Raw genomic sequence first — 18,988 nt, forward strand, 5'->3', positions numbered from 1 at the left:
CGCAGCTCGCGCCCGCTCTGATTAGCCGAGACGGCGCATCTCGCCAAGCGCTTTGGCGCAGCCCGCCCGACCCTTCTTAAGTTTCCGGTAAGATTTTGGGTGCGCGCCGGATTGTGGCGGTGTTATGATCGCCTGTCTGGGGAGACGTGCACTGAGTGGGGCGTGTGCATGGTGGGGCGTGGCTACGCGATATTCGAGACGACCATAGGGCGCTGCGGCATCATCTGGAGCAGCACCGGTATAGTCGCCGTGCAATTGCCGGAGGCGCGGGAGATCGACTCCCGCCGCCGGATTTTCCGGGTCCATCCCGAGGCGCGCGAGCAGCGGCCTTCCGCCAACGCCGAGTTCGCGATCGAGGGCATCGTGGGCTTGCTGCAAGGCAGCGATGCTGATTTTTCCGAGGTCAGCCTGGACGCGAGCGGGGTGCCCGGCTTCAACCGGCGGGTCTATGAAGCGGCCTGCGCCATCCCGCGCGGGGAGACGCGCACTTATCACGAGATCGCCAAGACGCTGGGCGCCTCCGGCGCCGCGCATTCGGTGGCCCAGGCGATCGCGAAAAATCCCTACATGCTGATCGTGCCCTGCCACCGGGTGCTGGAGGCCGGCAATTACACCGACCGGCTTTCGCCCTATGGCGGGGTGATCTCCAAGCGGCGGCTGCTGTCGCTGGAGGGCGCCCATCCGATCGCCAGCAAGACGCTGTTCGACGTGCTGCTGCCCGTTGCCCCACCGAGACCCTCCACCTAGATAGGTGGCATGGATGCAACAACGCTGCTGACCACCCCCTCGATGACCGTCTCCGAGTTTCGCTGCGACGCGGGACCGGACGACAGCCCGTTTGCGGAATGCCGCACCGGCCATTCCATCGCCTATGTCCGCGCGGGCAGCTTTGGCTGTCATTGCCGCGCCGGGTTCTTCGATCTGGTGGCGGGCTCGATGCTGGTCGGCGCGCCAGGCGAGGAATACACCTGCACGCATGAGCATGTCGCCGGCGACGTCTGCTTGTCCTTTTTCCTCAGCGAGGATCTGGTCGACGCGCTCGGCGGCCGTCGCGACGTCTGGCAGGTCGGCGCGACGCCGCCTCTGCCCGAGCTGATGGTGCTGGGCGAACTCGCCCAGACGGCGGCAGATGGCAACAGCGACCTCGGTCTCGACGAGGTCGGCCAGATCCTCGCGGGCCGTTTCGTCGATGTCGTCTCGGGCAAGGCGCGCAAGCCGACGAGGCCGACCGCGCGCGACCGCCGCCGCGCCGTGGAAGCCGCGCTGTGGATCGACGCCAATTCGCATGCCGAGGTCGACCTCGAACAGGCCGCGCGGCAGGCAGGCCTCAGCCCCTTCCACTTCCTGCGGCTGTTCTCCGCCGTGCTCGGCGTCACCCCGCATCAATATTTGGTGCGCTCGCGGCTGCGGCACGCGGCGCGGCTGCTGACCGACGATGACATCGCCGTCACCGACATCGCCTATGACGTCGGGTTCGGCGATCTCTCCAACTTCGTCCGCACCTTCCACCGCGCCGCCGGCGTGTCGCCTACCAAGTTCCGTCAGGCCTCGAAGGGCGAGCGCAAGATTCTCCAAGAACAGCTTGCCCTCAACTGACTAGGTTCGTCTCCGGCGCGCGCCGATTGCGGCGCGCTTTGGAAATGGAGACGACCATGTACGACCATATCGGATTGCGCGTAGCCGACCTCGACGCCGCCACGCGCTTCTACACCGCGGTGCTGGCGCCGCTCGGTTATGTCCTGTGCTCGAGCGGTGACGGTTATGCCGGCTTCGGGCCGAAGGGCGAACCCGGGCTATGGCTGCACCTGAACAAGGGACGCAAGGCCGATGGCGCCCATATCGCCTTTCGCGCCGGGGATCATGATTCGGTCAAGGCATTCCACAGCGAGGGCTTGAAGAGCGGCGGCCGCGACAATGGCGGCGCCGGCCCGCGCAAGGATTACAGCCCGACTTACTATGCGGCGTTTTTGATCGATCCCGACGGCAACAATGTCGAGGCGGTTTGTGTGTGAGTGCGGCAGGCCTCACCACACACATTGTCATGCCCCGGCTTGACCGGGGCATCCAGTACGCCGCAGCTTCTCGATTTCATCACAGCGGCCACTGGAATACTGGATCGCGCGATCAAGTCGGGCGATGACAGCTGAGATGACGGCGCTATCGCTCGCCTCTCTACATCAAAGACTCAACCAGGATTCAACCATGGCCTCCATCCACAACGACATTCCCCTCCCCGCCCCGGCGCGCGACCTCTGGGATGCGGTGCGCGATTTCGGTGCGCTGCATCGGCGGCTGGCGCCGGGCTTCGTCACGGCCTGCACGCTCGACGGCGACGCGCGCATCGTCACCTTCGCCAACGGATCAGTGGCACGCGAGGTGCTGGTCGATTGCGACGATGCGCGGCAGCGGCTGGTCTACGCGATCAACAACGAGCGTCTGAAGCACTACAGCGCCTCGGTGCAGGTGATCGCGGAGGGCGAGGCGAGATGCCGCTTGGTCTGGATCATCGACATGCTGCCGAACGAGCTCGCGCCCTATGTGCAGGGACAGACCAAGGACGCCGTTGCCGCCATACACCGGGCGTTTCCAGCAGCAGCAGCTGCGTGATCTTTCTCACAGAGCCAAACCCTCGTCCGCAATATGGCGCCGTGCGTCCGGTTGGCTCCGCTCTCCCGGCGGCGCCACGCACGCGAGGAGCAGGCCATGAGAGGTGCGGACAAGGTGATCTGCCAGGCGGCCGCCGTGCTGCTGATGTTTTCGATTTCGAGCGCGCCGGCAAAGGCGCAGTTCCTCGGCGGCGGCGGTGCCGGCGGCGAGGACATGATGACGCAGATGGCACCGATGCTGGAGATGATGAAGGCCAAGATGGGCAAGCGCCGCTTCGGCATGATGATGCAGACCATGGGCCCGATGATGAGCCGCATGATGGAGAATGGCGGCGGCGGAATTGGTGGCCTCAACGCAGGTAACTTCGGCGGTGGTTTCGGTGCACCCAATTACGGCGGCTACGCGGGCGCAGGCGGCACAATGCCGACCGGAATGGGCGGCATAGGCGGCGGCGATATCATGGGCATGCTCGGCGGTGCCGGTGGCGGCGACATGATGGCGATGATTCCGCAACTGATGCGGCTCGCCAATGTCGGCGGCGGTGGCGGCCATCGCCGCCACAGGCACCGCTAGTCCGCAGCGGCCGACAGAGCCGGCCTGATCGCAGGTTTGGTTTGGCGCGGTCCCCAGCGTGTCAGCACCACGCTGGAGCACGAGAGCAGGCCGAGCACGACCATCGAACTCGCCGCCAGCCAGAAGAAGCTTTGCGCGGTGGCGTCATGCGTCGACAGCCACCAGCCGACCGCCGAGATGTAGATCAGCCGCGCGGTCTGCGCCAGCACCGGGCCGATCACCTTGGCTGCGCCCTGCGACGAGAAATACATCGTCGAGGCGAGGCCGATGAAGGCGTAGAACGGCGCCACCGTCGACAAATATTGATGGCTGGTGGCGCGCACGGTCGCGCTGTCGGTGAAGATGTTGACCCAGAGATCGGGGAAGATCGCAACCAGGCACGCCGGTGCACCGACGGCGACGAAGGCGCTCGCGGCCGCGATCCAGGCGATGCGTCGGGCGCGGGCGATGCGGCCGGCGCCGACCGCCATGCCGATCATCGGCACCGAGGCGATGCCGAACGAGAACGCGATCGAGGTCAGCAGGAATTCCAGCCGCGCACCGATGCCGTAGCCGGCGAGGATCGCGGTGCCGAATTTCGCTAGCATGTGAGTGAAGATCGAGATCGTCAGCACCGATTGCAGCGGCGAGAAGCAGGCGATGGCGCCGACCTTCAGGATGTCGAAAAACATCGCCCATTGGATGCGAAGTCCGCGCAGCTTCGGCGTCACGCGGGCGCGGCCGGAGAACAGGTACCAGCCCATCACGCCGATGTTCATGCAATAGGCGATCAGCGCGCCGGCGGCGACGCCGCGCATGCCGAATTGCGGCACCGGGCCGAGCCCAAGGCCGAGCGTGCCGCCGAGCACGATCTGCCAGGCCGCAGAATTGAGGATCAACAGCGACGGCAGCTTCATGTTGCCGGTGCCACGCAGGACCCCGGCCATGGTGTTGAGCAGCCAAGGCAGCACGGCGCCGCCGAAAAACACCTGGGTGTAGGCGATCGCATGCGTCAGCACCTCGCCGCGGCCGCCGAGCATCTCAAGCACCTTGGGTCCGAAGATCAGCATGCCCAGCATGAAGACGAGGCCGAAGCTGATGCCGATCAAGAGCGCGTGCGCGGCGAGCGTCCCGGCACGCTCGCGATCGCCGGCGCCGAGCGCCCGCGCGATGGCGGAGGCTACCGCGCCGCCCATCGCACCGCCCGACATGGTCATGGTCAGGATCACTGTCGGAAACACCAGCGCCATCGCGGCCAGCGCTTCCACACCAAGACGTCCGATATAGGAGGTCTCCGCAATCACTGTGCAGGTACCGGCGGAGAGCGCGACAACGTTGGGCCACGCCAGTCCGAGCAACGTGCGCAGGATCGGCCCGTCCGTCAGCGCGCTCCTCACGGGGCGCGGGGGCGGCGGCAGCGGACGCTCTTGTTCATCGACCGGAATCTCGGCGATGTCTGACATGTCCTCTCCGGGCGAAAGCGCCATTTGCGGCGCAGCAATGCTTAGGTGTGCCAATGAATTGGTTCGCGCGCAGGGCGCAACGAGAGGTTTGTTAGCACGACGCGCAGCGATTCCTCCTGCGCCAGGTGCAGGCGTGCCCTGCGGCAGCGCATTTCGTGGAGGAATTAACCGATGCGCCAGAGCAATGGCGGACGGCCGCCCGGTGTCGGGGACAGGTGCACGCCGATGTGCCGCCCGCACCCGGCCGCAAGCCCTTCAAACAACCCTGCCAGCACCTTGGCGCAGGTGGGGTGATAATCGGCGACGCCGTCCATCAACTTCCAGCTCTGCTGACGAATTTCAAACGTGCCTTCGGATTGCGTCGTCTCAGCCGCATCGTCCTGCGCGACCAACAGCGCGTTGAGGAACGTCGCGAAGTCGCTCGCACCGCCGCGGCCCATCGACAGCGCCGCAGCGACCTCATCGAAATATTGCATCCCGATCAGCTTGCCGGTGAGGTGCAGGAGATAACCCGCATCCTCCGGACCGAACAGCTGCACCATTACGGGCGCGGCGGTGCGCACATATTCCATGGCGTAGTTGCGATAGGCTTTTTCCAGTCGCGGTCTCGGCCAGCTTGCGACCGGCAATGCCGGAGCCGCGGCGGCATCGAACAGCGGCGCTTCGAGATGCCGCGCGAACACGAGGCGCTGGTCGAGTTCGAGCGGCTGGTCATATTGATAATAGTAGCCTTCGAGCCCGTCCTGGCCGTCGACGCTCTGCTTGGTGCAGACGAACCCCAATCTGGTATCGCCGAGCGCCACACCGTTGTTGGCATGCCAGCCGCGCAGCATCGCGCGTGAGACTTCGCCCGGCACGCCGCAGATCGCGGTGCCCTTCCAGATCCAGCGCGGCGGTGGATAGCGGATCCAGGCTTTGCGATCGCTCTCATGCATGTATTCGACGTGCACGCCGCCGATCCAGTTCGAGAGGTAGTGATATTGCGCGGCCGCCACGGCGGGCGGCAGATGGCTCAGCCCGAGCTTCTCCAGCCCCGGCAGGAAGCGCTCCTGCTGCTGGCGGCGAAACACGCGAAAGACGAACTCGGCGGCATCCGCCGTGCCGCGACGCGTCACCACGGTGAGGATCAGACCGGTGAAATAGGCGTGATAGAGATCCGCAACGGCGCGCCAGCGTTTCCATTGAGCTTCCTGCGCGGGGTCTGATGCGGCGGTCATGTTCGCTCCCGATCGTTGTTTTGATCGAGTGTGTCACTGCATCCAGTGACGGACAAGCTGAGCCGCACGCAGGGCGCCCTGCACGCCGGCTCGCCAATTCCGCATCACGAATTTTGCGAGGCTTAGTTTTGCGCAGCTTTGGCGGCACGCTCGCGCTCGACGCGCTCGGTCACGTCACGGGCCATCGCCACCGATCCCTGCACCACTCCAGCGGCGTCCCGCACCAGCGCGAAGGTCATCTCGATGTAGAGCTTGCGTCCGTCCTTGTGCAGCGCGCGGGTCAGTGTCGGCTTGCCCGCAAGCTTCATCGCGCCGCTGGCAAGCGCGGCCTCGAAGCCTTTCCAGTGCGCGGCGCGCAGATGTTCGGGAATGATCAGGTCGAGATTCTGGCCCAGCGCTTCGTCCGCGGAGAAGCCGAACAGTGCGGACGATGCGCGATTCCAGCGCATGATCGTGCCGGAGCGATCCGAATAGATCAGCGCGTCTGCAACGTCGTCGAGAATTTTTGCGTCCAGTTGGGATTGATCTGTCATTTCGCCACCTCGGACGTAGCCCGGATTTCGCTTCTCATCCTGACACAGATTCGGTGTCATCGCCCGACTTGATCGGGCGAGAAGCGGATGTCATCGAACCGATAGGTTGCGGCGTACTGGATGCCCCGGTCAAGCCGGGGCATGACAGCGGAGGGCGAGGCTATCGCTACACCCGGAAATGCTTGCTCAGCTTCAGGCCCTGGGCCTGGTAGTTTGAGCCGATGCGCTGGCCGTACATGGCGTCGGGACGGGCCAGCATCTTCTCGTAGACGAGGCGGCCAACGATCTGACCGTGCTCGAGGATGAACGGCACTTCGCGCGAGCGGACTTCGAGCACGGCGCGCGAGCCCAGCCCGCCGGCACCGGCATAGCCGAAGCCGGGATCGAAGAATCCGGCATAATGCACGCGGAACTCGCCGACCAGCGGATCGAACGGCACCATCTCCGCGGCGTAATCGGGCGGCACCTGCACCGCCTCTTTCGACGCCAGGATATAGAACTCGCCGGGATCGAGGATCAGGCTGCCGTCGGGACGGGCCGAGATCGGCTCCCAGAACTCGTCGACGGAATAGCCGGCGCGACGATCGACGTCGATGACGCCGGTGTGGCGCTTGGCGCGGTAGCCAACGAAGCCCCCGCTCTTCTCGCCGGAAAGGTCAACAGAGACGGCGACGCCGCCGGTGAGATCGGCATCGTCGATATCGACGAGACGCTCGGTCGCGTGCAGCGCCTCAAGGTCGTCGATGTTGAGGATGGCGTCGCCGGTGCGGAAGCGCACCTGCGACAGGCGCGAGCCTTCGCTGACCAGCACCGGGAACGTCTTCGGGCTGATCTCGGCATAGAGCGGGCCGTGATAGCCGGCGCCGATCATGTCGAAGCGGCGGGTGCCATCGGCGATCACGCGGGTGAAGACGTCGAGCCGGCCGGTCGAGCTTTTCGGGTTGGCGGCCGCGACGATCTCCGGCGGCAGCGCGAGGCTTTCGAGCAGCGGCACGATGTAGACGCAGTTGGTCTCCAGCACTGCGCCGTCGGCGAGGCTGAACTCGTGCAGCTTCAACTCGTCGATGCGCTCGGCGACGGTGGCGCCGGGACCGGGCAGGAAGCTGGCGCGAACGCGATAGGCGATGTCGCCGAGGCGAAGGTCGAGGCTCGCCGGCTGGATCTGGCTCTCGACGAAATCGTATGCGGGCAGGATGAGACCGCCCTCCGCCATCGCCGCGATCATGCGGTCGGGCAGGATACCATTGGCGTCGGCGGCAACCGTGAACGTCAACCGGGGGTCCTCATAGGGGTCCAATTCATCCCGACACACGGGGAAATAATAGCGTTTTACGGCTATCCGATGGACGTCTTGACGGAAAGGGCATTGCGGAATATGAGCATGACTTATCCCGTGGTGATTTGAGCCGGCCGGCTTGCAGCCACGTTAAATAAGTCGCTAAACAGGCCGGGGACCTCTGTGATCCCGGCCCGTGGAGATATTCCAGGCCGGTTTTTTTGTGACCATTTCGATGGTCACGCAGAGGAGATCCTATGTCGAAGCCCCCGGCGCCCACCGCGCACTACCGTCCCGAAACCCGCCTGGTCCATTCCGGCACCCTGCGCTCGCAATATGGCGAGACCTCGGAGTCGCTGTTCCTGACCCAGGGCTACGTCTACAACAGCGCCGAGGAGTGCGAGGCGCGGTTCAAGGGCGAGGACCCCGGCTTCATCTATTCACGTTACTCCAATCCGACCATTGCGATGTTCGAGCGCCGCATGATCGAGCTCGAAGGTGCCGAAGCGGCACGTTCGGCCGCGACCGGCATGGCCGCGGTGACGACAGCGATCCTGGCGCCGCTCAAGGCCGGCGATCACGTCGTGGCCTCGCGCGCGCTGTTCGGCTCGTGTCTCTACGTCGTGCAGGATTTGCTGCCGCGCTACGGCATCGAGACCACGCTCGTCGACGGCCTCGATCTCGACCAGTGGCAGCGCGCCATGAAGCCGAACACCAAGACGTTCTTCCTGGAGAGCCCGACCAATCCGACGCTCGACGTGCTCGACATTCCCGGCATTGCCGAGATCGCACACAGCGGCGGCGCGCGGCTCGTCGTCGACAACGTGTTCGCCACCCCGATCTGGCAGAGCCCGCTCGCGCTCGGCGCCGACGTCGTGGTCTATTCCGCCACCAAGCACATTGACGGCCAGGGCCGCTGTCTCGGCGGCATCATCCTGTCCTCGGAAGCGTTCATCGCCGAGCACATCCACAATTTCATGCGCCAGACCGGCCCGTCGATCTCTCCGTTCAACGCCTGGGTCCTGCTCAAGGGCCTGGAGACGCTCGCCGTGCGCGTGCGCGCGCAGACCGAGACGGCGGCGCGCATCGCGGACGTGCTGGCAAGCCATCCGAAGATTTCGCGGCTGGTGTTTCCCGGCCGCGCCGATCATCCGCAGGCTGCATTGGTGAAGAAGCAGATGCGCGGCGGCTCGACGCTGGTCGGTCTCGAGGTCAAGGGCGGCAAGCAGGCGGCGTTCCGCGTGCTCAACGAGCTCAAGCTGGCCAAGATCTCGAACAATCTCGGCGACGCCAAGAGCCTCGTCACGCATCCGGCGACCACGACGCATCAACGTTTGAAGCCAGAGGACCGTGCCGCGCTCGGCATCAGCGAGGGTTTCATCCGCTTCTCGGCGGGGCTCGAGCACGCCGATGATCTGATCGAGGATCTGACCGCCGCACTGGAGAAGGCGTGAATTATTGTCGTCCCGGCGAAGGCCGGGACCCATAACCACAGGAAGCAGTTTGGCGAAGACCCAGAGTTAAGGGGCGCGGCACGAACACCGCGCACCATTGATGGATCACGCGGTATGGGTCCCGGCCTTCGCCGGGACGACAAGTCACATCGGCCGGTACGTCCGCACGTCCCCGGGCACGTTGACGCCGAGCTTGATCTGGCCGACGGAGCGGATGATGTCGTCGCCGAGGAGCTGGGCGAAGCAGGCATAGCCCCAATCGTTCATGTGCAGGCCGTCGGCGATCACAAAGCTCTCGACCGGAATCGATTGCTTCTCATGCCAGTCGCGCATCACCTCAAAGCGCGGGAAGATGCCGACGTGACGGAGCTCGGCGACCTTGCCGAGCAGCTTCACCATCTTGCCGGCGCTGTCCGCGCGCTGGTTGACGGCGGGCGAATATTGCGGATCGACCAGCACGACGTCGGTGCCGCCGGCAGCCTGGATGCTGGCGATGCCGTCCTCCACGAGCTTGGCCGTCTCGCCGGGATCGAGATTGCGCAGCACGGCATTGGTGCCGACCTGCCAGATCACCAGATCCGGATGCACATCGATCACCTCTTTCTGGAGGCGCTTCATCATCTCGGGCGCGTCCTCGCCGCCGACGCCGGCATTGACGACGGTGATGTCCGCGGTCGGATAGTGCCGGTGCAGCTGTGCGGCAAGGCGATTGGGATAGTTGAACTCAGGCGAGCTCGCGCCGAATCCCGCGGTCGACGACGAGCCGAATGCGACGATGACGACGGGCTGGCCGGCGACGAGCTTGCCCGCGACATGCGGCAGCGAGCCCATTGCCTTCGAGCCGCCCTTCGGCGACAGGCAGGGGACGCGGCTGAAAATGTCGCCGGCGGATTTCGCGACCTGCTTCACCTTGTCGATGGCGCGCGCCGTAATGCCACGCTGATCGGGGGACGTCGCTGCGACGGTGGTCTGGGACGGCGAAGCGGGAGCCGGATTAGCCGACTGCTGCGGGGCCGGCGTTGCCTGCGCGGCCTGCGTCTGCGCGTGCGACTGCGAGGCCGGACTCAGCACCAGCAGCAGCGCTGCTGCGGGCACAGCCAGCCATGCCGTCAGGCAAAAAGGGCGGAGAGAACTCATTAACGCTAGACCTCAATTTTGCTGCTGGGCCGGCTCCAGATGGGCAGCGTCGATCACGAACTGTGCCAACGCCCGGCCAAGGCAATCATGGACCTGTTTCGCCAGCTCAGGCCCGCGCGACGGGCTGAACAGGTCGAACTGCCCCTGATCATTCCACTGCCGCATGATCGCGAAACGATCGAACAGCGGAATATCGTGCTCCTGCGCCACCACCCGCATATTGTCGAGGTATGGCGGCGCCGAAATCATGGTTTCGGTACGCGGACTGTACTGCAAATTCATCAAGACGACGTCAGCCCCTGCCTTTTGCAACGCAACAACCCCTTCGGTCACCGCGCCACGAAAATCGTCGGGATCAATGGCTCGGATAGCATCCACGGTCCCGGTCTGCCAGATGACCAAAGTAGGCGCTTTTGCTTCCATCAGCTTAACGAAGCTGGCGGCCGCCTCCTCCGCCGTTTTCTTGCTCTGTATTTCTACGGAGACGTGCACCGCCTCGGACGGCGGCAGCTTGTCCTTCAGGATAGCTTGCATCCGCGCGGGATAAGAGGCGTCCTCGGAAGCCGGAATCGTGGTCGAACGGCTGCCGATGACCAGGATTTCGAGCGGCTTGCCGGCCTTGATGGCATCGGCGACCTTGGGAAGCTGGCTTTCGCTGCTGAGCAGATAGGATGGCAATTCACAGGCTGCAGGCGCGGCTGAAGCAGCAGACGCAGCATCGCCCGCGCGCGCCGGAGGCGCGGCGAGACCACCGCACAGCAGGATCAGGCTCAGGAAAACCTTCGCCTTCATCAGCCCCCTCCCGCCATATCGGCGCTGCCGACGGCGCTTTTGGTTTTCGAACCGCTCTTATCAGCCACCCGCTTGTACCACGAAATCAGCCAGGCCATGGCCCACATGATCAGGATTCCGGAGAGACTAATTAGCGCATGCATGACCGGGCCGCCCGAGACCTCGGCCAGGATGAAATGGCCCGCAAAGGCGAGGAAGACGCCGAGACAGAATATCTCCAGGGAATGCGAGCCGCACAGGATCAGCGGCCGCAGCCAGGGCGATTTCAGGCCCGGCCAGTCCCGCGGCAGGACGCGCACGGTGAGCGCGGCCAGCGCCAGGAAATGCGTGAAGCGCAGCACGTCGAGGTCGGCCTTGTCGATCGGATACATCCACTGCTCGAGCCGCTTCGGCATGAAGTGGGAGAGCTGCGGCACATACCAGGTCAGCGTCACGTAGAATGCCGCGACCAGATAGGCGATCGCGATCCACATCGTCACCCGCGAAGCCAGAATGCGCGACATGCGTCGCGCACCTCCAAGCGCGCACCATGCCCCGAACACGAACAGCAATTGCCAGGCGAAGGGATTGAAGGCCCAGAAGCCGTTCGGATAGGCCGACAGATAGAGGTCGTATTCCCAGGTCACCGCGTAGAGCGCGACGGAGAGACCGAGCGTCACATCGGGGCGCCATTTCATCAGCCACAGGATCAAGGGCAGCGCCAGCATCAGCACGATGTAGAGCGGCAGCACGTCCATGTTGACGGGACGGAAGCGCAGCAGCAGCGCCTGCACGATCGTGACGTCGGGCTGCTTGAGGAAATCCATGATGCCCATCTCTTCGGTGTAGAGCGGGTTCTCGAACCTGGTCGCGACGTAGGAGATTTCGGCGAGGAAGATCGTGAACAGGAAGACGTGGGCGACATAGATCTGCCAGACGCGCCGCAGGATGCGCGCGGTGGCGACGACGATGCCGGACTCCAGCATCGCCCGACCGTAGACGAAGGCGGCGGTATAGCCGGAGATGAAGATGAAGATCTCGGTGGCGTCGCTGAAGCCATAATTGCGAATCGTGAACCAGGTCAGAAGGCTCGGCGGCAAATGGTCGATGAAGATCAGCCACAGCGCGAGGCCGCGGAACAGGTCGAGCCGGAGCTCGCGCTCGCCGATGGCGGGCAGCGAAATGGCCGGCGCGGCCGCGCGCCGCTTTGCCCCCGCGGACTTGGCCTCCACAGGCTTAGCAGTTCCCGCGATCGTCGATCCCGTCACTTGGTCGGCAATGGTCATCGGGGGCCTAAAAACCCTTCCGCAAATCGCGATGTGGCAAGGAGTGTACCGGTCCGGCCGTCATCTCGCAAAGCGACCGGATCACATGCAAATACATTTGCAAGTACATTTGGACGTGTACTTCCCTGCGAATTCTGGCGGGACGATGTCGCTAAAGCCGCCTCCGGCGTTTGGTTCCCGGGCGGATTTCGGTATGATGGCAATCATGTACCGCGCCGTGACCCGCCAGATCGAAGTGACCGTCGAGCCGAACTTTGTTCCGGAGCAGTCGTCGGCCGACCGCTCCCGTTATTTCTGGGCCTACACCATCGTCATCACCAATTCCGGCGACGAGACCGTGCAGCTCAAGACGCGGCACTGGATCATCACCGACGCCACCGGGCGGCAGCAGGAGGTGAAGGGCGAGGGCGTGGTCGGCGAGCAGCCGACGCTCGCCCCCGGCGAACGCTTCGAATACACCTCCGGCGTACCGCTCACGACCGCCTCGGGCTTCATGACCGGCCGCTACCAGATGGTCAGCGCAACCGGCGAGCGCTTCGAGATCGACGTGCCGACGTTCTCGCTGGACAGCCCGGACAACAAGCGGGTGTTGAATTAGCGCGGTGTCGTACGGTGTACGAGCGCCTGGCACGCGGCTTCCCCGAACCTCGTCATTGCGAACGCAGCGAAGCAATCCAGAGTCTTTCCTCGGAGAGATCCTGGATTGCTTCGCTCCGCTCGCAATGACGGAGGGGCAGCCTACGCGTCTTCCACGCCCGCCTCATCCGGTGTGAACTCGTACACCGACGAGCAGAACTCGCAGGTGACGACGACCTTGTCGTCCTTGACCATCGCGGCGCGGTCGTCGGGCGAAAAGCTCTTCAACATCGATGCGACCGCATCGCGCGAGCAGGAGCATTGCGCCTTCAAGGCCAGCGGATTGAACACGCGCACGCCGCGCTCATGAAAGAGACGGTAGAGCAGCCGCTCGCCGGACAGCTCGGGATCGATCAGCTCGACGTCTTCGACGGTTTCGATCAGCGAGCGCGCCTCGACCCAGGCATCGTCTTCAGCGACGGCATGCACTTCGACGCCTTCGGGCGCATCGCCGGGATGCAGATCGGCCTGCCGCGCGCGCTCGGGCGCCTTCGGCAGGAACTGCATCAGCATGCCGCCGGCACGCCAGCGATGCTTGCCGCCGTCGTTCGAACGCCACTCCTCGCCCACCGCGAGACGCACGCGGGTCGGGATCTGCTCGGAGCGCAGGAAATATTCGTGAGCGGCGTCTTCGAGGCTGCCGCCGTCGAGCGCGACCAGGCCCTGGTAGCGGCTCATGTCGGGGCCCTGGTCGATCGTCATGGCGAGATGACCGTGGCCCAGCAGCGCGCCGGAATCTTTTGCATCCCCGAGGCGCGCGGCGTCGTAGCGGGCATAGGCGCGCAGGCGATCCGGCGCCTGGTAGTCCACGACCAGGAACGACACCGGACCGTCGGTCTGGGCCTGGAGGATGAAGCGGCCCTCGAATTTCAGCGAGGAGCCGAGCAGCGTAGTCAGCACGATGGCCTCGCCGAGCAGCTTGCCGACCGGCGCGGGATAATCGTGCTTGGTCAGGATCTCGTCGAGCGCCGAACCAAGCCGCACCAGGCGACCGCGCACGTCGAGCGCGTCGACCTCGTAGGGCAGCACGGCGTCATCGATCGGAACTGCGGATGGCGCGCGAACCGGGCCTTCGGGCCCGGTTTTCATGTCTGGGGATTGGGAAACCATGGCGCTTTATCTGGGGTCGGAAGGCGGAATTGGAAGGGGGGCGGGCTGAGTGTTCCAGGCAACGATTGGATCGCAAACAAGCGCGGCACACTCAGTGTCGTCCTGGCTTTCGCCAGGACGACGATCCAAACCTGCTTCATCGGCCGCGTTACTTCACCGCGTCGAAGCACCAGGCCAGAATGCCCTTCTGTGCGTGCAGGCGGTTTTCGGCCTCGTCGAACACGACGGATTGCGGACCGTCGATCACCTCGTCGGTGACTTCCTCGCCGCGATGGGCGGGCAGGCAGTGCATGAACAGCGCATCGGGCTTGGCCAGCGACATCAGCTGGGCATTGACCTGATATGGCTTGAGCACGTTATGGCGGTGCTCGCCTTCCTTGTCGCCCATCGACACCCAGGTGTCGGTTACGACACAATCGGCGCCGCGCACGGCCGCTTCGGCATCCGTACCGAGCATGATCGGCGCGCCGGTCGCCTTGATGAAGTCGCGCATCGCCTTTTTCGGCGCGAGCTCCGGCGGCGTCGCGACATTGAGCTGGAACTTGAAGCGCTCGGCGGCGTGCGCCCAGGACGCCAGCACGTTGTTGTCGTCGCCGGTCCAGGCCACGGTCCTGCCCTCGATCGGGCCGCGATGTTCCTCATACGTCATGAGGTCGGCCATCACCTGGCAGGGATGCGAGCGCCGTGTCAGGCCGTTGATGACGGGTACGGTGGCGTTCGCCGCAAGCTCCAGCAGGGCATCGTGATTAAGGATGCGGATCATGATGGCATCGACATAGCGCGACAGCACGCGCGCGGTGTCGGCGATGGTCTCGCCGCGGCCGAGCTGCATCTCGGCGCCGGTGAGCATGATGGGCTCGCCGCCGAGCTGGCGCATGGCGACGTCGAAAGACACCCGCGTCCGTGTCGAGGGGCGCTCGAAGATCATCGCCAGCGTCTTGCCTTCGAGCGGCCTGACCGGCTGATGCGCCTTCTGCTTCGCCTTCATCGCGGTGGACGCGGCCAGCATGCGCTTGAGCTCCGACAGCGGCAGCTCGTTGATATCGAGGAAGTGCTTCGGTGTTTTCTTGGGTGTTTTGTCGGGCGACTTGTTCATCAGCTTGCCGCCCGCTTGTTGCCGGACAACGCCGTGCAGGCGCGCTCGAGCCGCCCGACGCTGTCCTCGATCTCGGCTTCGGTGACGATCAAAGGAGGCAGGAAACGCACGACATTGTCGCCGGCGCCGACGGTGAGCAGCTTTTCAGCGCGCAAGGCGGCAACGAGATCGCCTGAAGGCACCACGGCCTTGATGCCGATCAGGAGGCCCTCGCCGCGCACTTCGCTGACGACATCGCCATGACGGTCGATCACGGAGGCGAGCTTCTGCTTGAGCAGCAGCGACATCCTCTGCACGTGGTCGAAGAAGCCGGGCTTGAGCATGACGTCGAGCACGGCGTTTGCCGCCGCGATCGCGAGCGGGTTGCCGCCGAAGGTCGAGCCGTGGGAGCCGGGCCCCATGCCGGCAGCCGCGTCTGCAGTCGCGAGCACCGCGCCGATCGGGAAGCCGCCGCCGAGCGCCTTAGCCAGCGACATCACGTCGGGGGTGACGCCGGTGCGACGATGCGCGAACAGATCGCCGGTGCGGCCCATGCCGGTCTGCACCTCGTCGAAGGCGAGCAGCAGGCCCTTGTCGTCGCAGAGCTGGCGCAACGCCCTGAGGAAGGCGGGCGTTGCCGAACGCACGCCGCCCTCGCCCTGGATCGGCTCGATCAGGATGCCGGCGGTGTGCGGACCGATCGCCTTTTTCACGGCCTCGATATCGCCATGCGCAACCTGGTCGAAGCCCTCCATCGGAGGGCCGAAACCTTCGAGATATTTTGCCGAACCCGTCGCAGCCAGCGTCGCCAGCGTGCGGCCGTGGAAGGCGCCTTCGAACGTGATGATGCGATAGCGCTCCGGATGCCCGTTGGAGAAGTGATGATGGCGGACCAGCTTGATCACACCTTCCAGCGCCTCGGCGCCGGAATTACAGAAGAACACGAAGTCCGCGAAACTTTCATTGCACAGGCGCGCGGCGAGCTTTTCGCCGTCCGGGCTCTGGAACAGGTTCGACATGTGCCAGAGCTTAGCGGCCTGCTCCTGCAACGCCGCGACCAGCGCCGGATGGGCATGACCGAGCGCATTCACCGCCACCCCGGAGGTGAAATCGAGATAGCGCTCGCCATTGGTCGCGATCAGCCAGCAGCCTTCGCCACGCTCGAAACCGAGGTCGGACCTGGCGAAAACGGGGAGCAAATGCGGCGCTACGCTGTTAGTCATGACGATCACTTGAATGTTGCGGACGGTGTGCGTGCATTGCGCAACGCACCATCGACCGGCCCGGAAAACGAAACGTGCCGCCTCTTGAGGGCGGCACGCACGACTATCTTAGGCCCGGTGAAACCGGTGTCAATGCCGCCCGGAAAGCCTCGCGAAACGCTGAATCCGTAGTCTTGCGGTGCCGATTTTGCGGGATTTCACCACGGAACATGTGGAAGCGAGTCGGCGGACTCTTGCGCGGGAGTCACGCCATATTGTAGCGTTTGGATTGTCAGATACGACATCTCGTGCAGTGGTTCTGATCTCTAAGTCCTTATGTACCGGCGTAAACGTTCGGGCGTTCTAGTCACGCCCGGCGAGCCTTAAGGGATTCTGGCGGCACGGGTTTTTGAAGGCTTAGGCATTCGCTGCGAGGCCCCAGGATGGCTGGCGCGCAGCGAGGGAAAGGGTGCAATGACGGTTTTGACCTGGTCCGATGATCGCGTCGAGCAGCTGAAAAAGCTCTGGGAGGCCGGACTTTCGGCCAGCCAGATCGCGGCGGAGCTCGGCAATGTGACCCGCAATGCCGTGATCGGCAAAGTGCACAGGCTCGGCCTTTCGGGCCGCGCCAAGAGCCCGTCATCGGCAGCGCCCCGGCCGCGCAAGGCGCGCCCCGCGCAGCACATGATGCGGGTGAGCCGCCCGATCTCGCGCGGCAACACCGCGCTGGCGCAGGCCTTCGAGGTCGAGGCTGAGCCGGATCCGGTCACCTACGACAACGTGGTGCCGATGAGCCAGAGGCTGTCGCTGCTGGAATTGAACGAGGCGACCTGCCACTGGCCGGTCGGCGATCCCTCGAGCCCGGACTTCTTCTTCTGCGGTGGCCGGGCGCTGTCCGGCCTGCCCTATTGCGCCCAGCACTCGCGCGTTGCCTACCAGCCGGCGTCCGATCGGCGCCGCGCACCGGTGAAGCCGGGTCCGCGGTAAGTCAGTTTCGATTTCACGAGCCGTGACGCGATGACGGCTCAAAAATAATGAATGTCGTCCCGGCGAAGGCCGGGACCCATACTCCGAGCACGTAGTTGTTGTGCGAAAGGGTAACTCCGAGTCTTCGCCAAACCGCGCCCTGTGGTTATGGATCCCGGCCTTCGCCGGGACGACATCGGAGATTGTGGCGGCAGCGCTAGATCACCTGCCAACATCACACCGCAAAATCTCCTACACCTGCTCCGCCTTGGCAAACCGATCATCCAGCGCGTAGCCGGCGCCGCGGACGGTGCGGATCGGGTCCTGCTCGCGGCCGAGATTGAGCAGCTTGCGCAGGCGGCCGATATGTACGTCGACGGTCCGCTCGTCGATATAGATGTCGCGGCCCCAGACGCTGTCGAGCAATTGCTCGCGCGAGAACACCCGGCCCGGATGCTCCAGGAAGAACTCCAGCAGGCGATATTCGGTCGGACCGAGATCGATCGGCCGACCCGAGCGCGCCACGCGGCGCTTGTCGCGGTCGAGCTCGATGTCGCCAAAAGCAAGTACGGTGGCGAGCCGCTCGGGGCTCGCGCGCCGCAGCAGGCCTTTCACGCGCGCCAGCAGCTCCGGCACCGAGAACGGCTTGACGATGTAATCGTCGGCGCCGGTCGCAAGACCCCGCACCCGCTCGCTCTCCTCGCCGCGCGCGGTGAGCATGATGATCGGGAGCTGCTTGGTCTCGGGACGGGTGCGAAGCCGCCGGCACAATTCGATGCCTGACAGGCCCGGCAGCATCCAGTCGAGCACGATCAGATCGGGGATGTGCTCCTTGAGGCGGGTGTCGGCGTCGTCGCCGCGCATCACCGTCTCGACGTCATAGCCATCGCCTTCGAGGTTGTAGCGGAGAAGCTCCGTCAGAGCTTCCTCGTCCTCAACCACCATAATGCGTGCGCCCATCGGGTCGTCGCTCCTTAAGTCTTCAGGTGTTCGGTACCGTGTTGGCGAAGGTCGTCATGTCGCCCTTCGGCCGCTTGTCGGTGATCGCCTGGCCCTCGATCATGTAGAACACGGTCTCGGCGATGTTGGTGGCGTGGTCGCCGATCCGCTCGATGTTCTTGGCGCAGAACATCAGGTGAATACAGAACGAGATGTTGCGCGGATCCTCCATCATGTAGGTGAGGAGCTCGCGGAACAGTGAGGTGCAGATGGCATCGACCTCCTCGTCGCCCTTCCACACCGCCATCGCCGCCGGCAGATCATGCGCGGCATAGGCGTCCAGCACCGACTTGACCTGCTGCTGCACGAGGTCGGTCATGTGCTCGAGGCCGCGGAACAGCTTGAGCGGATGGAAGTCCGTCTCCAGCGCCGCGACGCGCTTGCCCATGTTCTTGGCGAGGTCGCCGATGCGCTCGAGATCGGTCGCGACGCGCATGGCGCCGACGATCTCGCGCAAATCGACCGCCATCGGCTGACGGCGGGCGATAGTGAGCACCGCACGCTCCTCGATGCGCTTCTGCAGCGCGTCGAGCTCGGTGTCGATGGCGACGACGCGCTGGCCGAGCGGGACGTCGCGGCGGATCAGCGCGTCGACGGACTCGACGATCATGCGCTCGGCGATGCCACCCATCTCGGCGACCAGGCGGGTGAGTTCCTGGAGGTCGGTATCGAAGGCCTTTGCGGTATGTTCAGAACCCATGTCG

The 18,988-nt window shown here is 64.8% G+C and carries 20 protein-coding genes and 1 riboswitch; of the genes, 8 read left to right on the plus strand and 12 right to left on the minus strand.

All coding sequences use genetic code 11. The features are described 5' to 3' along the window. Positions 1 to 168: 168 nt before the first annotated feature. From GWG67_RS07210 to GWG67_RS07230, 5 genes are all read left to right on the plus strand, one after another. Positions 169 to 747 carry a methylated-DNA--[protein]-cysteine S-methyltransferase gene (locus tag GWG67_RS07210; RefSeq protein WP_275168433.1) on the plus strand — a complete coding sequence of 193 codons (579 nt, stop codon included), beginning with the start codon at positions 169 to 171 and terminating at the stop codon, positions 745 to 747. A 9-nt stretch (positions 748 to 756) separates the two neighbouring features. Beyond that, positions 757 to 1,596, plus strand: coding sequence for a helix-turn-helix transcriptional regulator (locus GWG67_RS07215; protein ID WP_275168434.1), 840 nt, complete (start codon positions 757 to 759; stop codon positions 1,594 to 1,596). Between the two features lie 56 nt (positions 1,597 to 1,652). Next, a complete protein-coding gene (locus GWG67_RS07220) occupies positions 1,653 to 2,012 on the plus strand; it encodes a VOC family protein (protein ID WP_275168435.1) in 360 nt (119 codons plus the stop codon). A gap of 190 nt (positions 2,013 to 2,202) precedes the next feature. Next, a complete protein-coding gene (locus GWG67_RS07225; RefSeq protein ID WP_275168436.1) occupies positions 2,203 to 2,607 on the plus strand; it encodes an SRPBCC family protein in 405 nt (134 codons plus the stop codon). Between the two features lie 96 nt (positions 2,608 to 2,703). Next, positions 2,704 to 3,180: a hypothetical protein gene (locus GWG67_RS07230; RefSeq protein ID WP_275168437.1), complete on the plus strand. Its 477-nt coding sequence runs from the start codon at positions 2,704 to 2,706 to the stop codon at positions 3,178 to 3,180. Here the strand turns inward: GWG67_RS07230 and GWG67_RS07235 are convergent. The 4 genes from GWG67_RS07235 to GWG67_RS07250 all read right to left on the minus strand — a co-directional run bounded on the left by GWG67_RS07235 (position 3,177) and on the right by GWG67_RS07250 (position 7,645). Next, positions 3,177 to 4,622: an MATE family efflux transporter gene (locus GWG67_RS07235; RefSeq protein ID WP_275168438.1), complete on the minus strand. Its 1,446-nt coding sequence runs from the start codon at positions 4,620 to 4,622 to the stop codon at positions 3,177 to 3,179. The genes GWG67_RS07230 and GWG67_RS07235 overlap by 4 nt on opposite strands. A 164-nt stretch (positions 4,623 to 4,786) precedes the next feature. After that, positions 4,787 to 5,839: a hypothetical protein gene (locus GWG67_RS07240; protein ID WP_275168439.1), complete on the minus strand. Its 1,053-nt coding sequence runs from the start codon at positions 5,837 to 5,839 to the stop codon at positions 4,787 to 4,789. 122 nt (positions 5,840 to 5,961) lie between these two features. Beyond that, entirely contained in the window at positions 5,962 to 6,372 is a 411-nt protein-coding gene (locus GWG67_RS07245; RefSeq protein WP_275168440.1) for a PAS domain S-box protein, read from the minus strand. A 166-nt stretch (positions 6,373 to 6,538) separates the two neighbouring features. Continuing rightward, positions 6,539 to 7,645 carry a 2'-deoxycytidine 5'-triphosphate deaminase gene (locus GWG67_RS07250; protein ID WP_275168441.1) on the minus strand — a complete coding sequence of 369 codons (1,107 nt, stop codon included), beginning with the start codon at positions 7,643 to 7,645 and terminating at the stop codon, positions 6,539 to 6,541. A gap of 110 nt (positions 7,646 to 7,755) precedes the next feature. Next, positions 7,756 to 7,835, plus strand: a riboswitch (SAM riboswitch). 70 nt (positions 7,836 to 7,905) lie between these two features. Here GWG67_RS07250 and GWG67_RS07255 point away from each other — a divergent pair. Further along, entirely contained in the window at positions 7,906 to 9,102 is a 1,197-nt protein-coding gene (locus GWG67_RS07255) for an O-succinylhomoserine sulfhydrylase (RefSeq protein WP_275168442.1), read from the plus strand. Positions 9,103 to 9,246: 144 nt separating this feature from the next. Here GWG67_RS07255 and GWG67_RS07260 read toward each other — a convergent pair whose 3' ends face one another. Genes GWG67_RS07260 through GWG67_RS07270 form a run of 3 tightly spaced genes read right to left on the minus strand, consistent with a single transcriptional unit; the run spans position 9,247 to position 12,296 of the window. Continuing rightward, positions 9,247 to 10,239, minus strand: coding sequence for an SGNH/GDSL hydrolase family protein (locus tag GWG67_RS07260; protein WP_275168443.1), 993 nt, complete (start codon positions 10,237 to 10,239; stop codon positions 9,247 to 9,249). Positions 10,240 to 10,251: 12 nt separating this feature from the next. Continuing rightward, entirely contained in the window at positions 10,252 to 11,031 is a 780-nt protein-coding gene (locus GWG67_RS07265) for an SGNH/GDSL hydrolase family protein (RefSeq protein WP_275168444.1), read from the minus strand. Beyond that, positions 11,031 to 12,296: an OpgC domain-containing protein gene (locus GWG67_RS07270; protein WP_275168445.1), complete on the minus strand. Its 1,266-nt coding sequence runs from the start codon at positions 12,294 to 12,296 to the stop codon at positions 11,031 to 11,033. Before GWG67_RS07270 ends, GWG67_RS07265 begins: the two co-directional genes overlap by 1 nt. A 193-nt stretch (positions 12,297 to 12,489) precedes the next feature. Between GWG67_RS07270 and apaG the strand changes: the two genes are divergently transcribed. Then, on the plus strand, positions 12,490 to 12,894 hold the full coding sequence (apaG, locus tag GWG67_RS07275; protein WP_156948545.1) for a Co2+/Mg2+ efflux protein ApaG: 405 nt from the start codon (positions 12,490 to 12,492) through the stop codon (positions 12,892 to 12,894). A gap of 140 nt (positions 12,895 to 13,034) precedes the next feature. On the opposite strand, the gene GWG67_RS07280 is transcribed toward apaG, so the two are convergent. The 3 genes from GWG67_RS07280 to GWG67_RS07290 all read right to left on the minus strand — a co-directional run bounded on the left by GWG67_RS07280 (position 13,035) and on the right by GWG67_RS07290 (position 16,340). Further along, a complete protein-coding gene (locus tag GWG67_RS07280; protein ID WP_275168446.1) occupies positions 13,035 to 14,042 on the minus strand; it encodes an Hsp33 family molecular chaperone in 1,008 nt (335 codons plus the stop codon). Positions 14,043 to 14,190: 148 nt separating this feature from the next. Then, positions 14,191 to 15,138 (minus strand): ornithine carbamoyltransferase, encoded by a 948-nt coding sequence (gene argF, locus GWG67_RS07285; RefSeq protein ID WP_275168447.1) that lies wholly within the window; start codon positions 15,136 to 15,138, stop codon positions 14,191 to 14,193. Then, entirely contained in the window at positions 15,138 to 16,340 is a 1,203-nt protein-coding gene (locus GWG67_RS07290; RefSeq protein ID WP_275168448.1) for an aspartate aminotransferase family protein, read from the minus strand. Before GWG67_RS07290 ends, argF begins: the two co-directional genes overlap by 1 nt. A gap of 453 nt (positions 16,341 to 16,793) precedes the next feature. Here GWG67_RS07290 and GWG67_RS07295 point away from each other — a divergent pair, with 453 nt between their 5' ends. Next, a complete protein-coding gene (locus GWG67_RS07295) occupies positions 16,794 to 17,306 on the plus strand; it encodes a GcrA family cell cycle regulator (RefSeq protein ID WP_007597869.1) in 513 nt (170 codons plus the stop codon). Between the two features lie 231 nt (positions 17,307 to 17,537). Here GWG67_RS07295 and phoB read toward each other — a convergent pair whose 3' ends face one another. Beyond that, positions 17,538 to 18,245: a phosphate regulon transcriptional regulator PhoB gene (phoB, locus tag GWG67_RS07300; protein WP_007597871.1), complete on the minus strand. Its 708-nt coding sequence runs from the start codon at positions 18,243 to 18,245 to the stop codon at positions 17,538 to 17,540. A gap of 22 nt (positions 18,246 to 18,267) precedes the next feature. Further along, positions 18,268 to 18,984 (minus strand): phosphate signaling complex protein PhoU, encoded by a 717-nt coding sequence (phoU, locus tag GWG67_RS07305; protein ID WP_018456067.1) that lies wholly within the window; start codon positions 18,982 to 18,984, stop codon positions 18,268 to 18,270. Positions 18,985 to 18,988: the final 4 nt, after the last annotated feature.

The sequence above is a fragment of the Bradyrhizobium sp. CSS354 genome (assembly GCF_029051725.1).
In the GTDB taxonomy this organism is placed as follows: Bacteria; Pseudomonadota; Alphaproteobacteria; order Rhizobiales; family Xanthobacteraceae; genus Bradyrhizobium.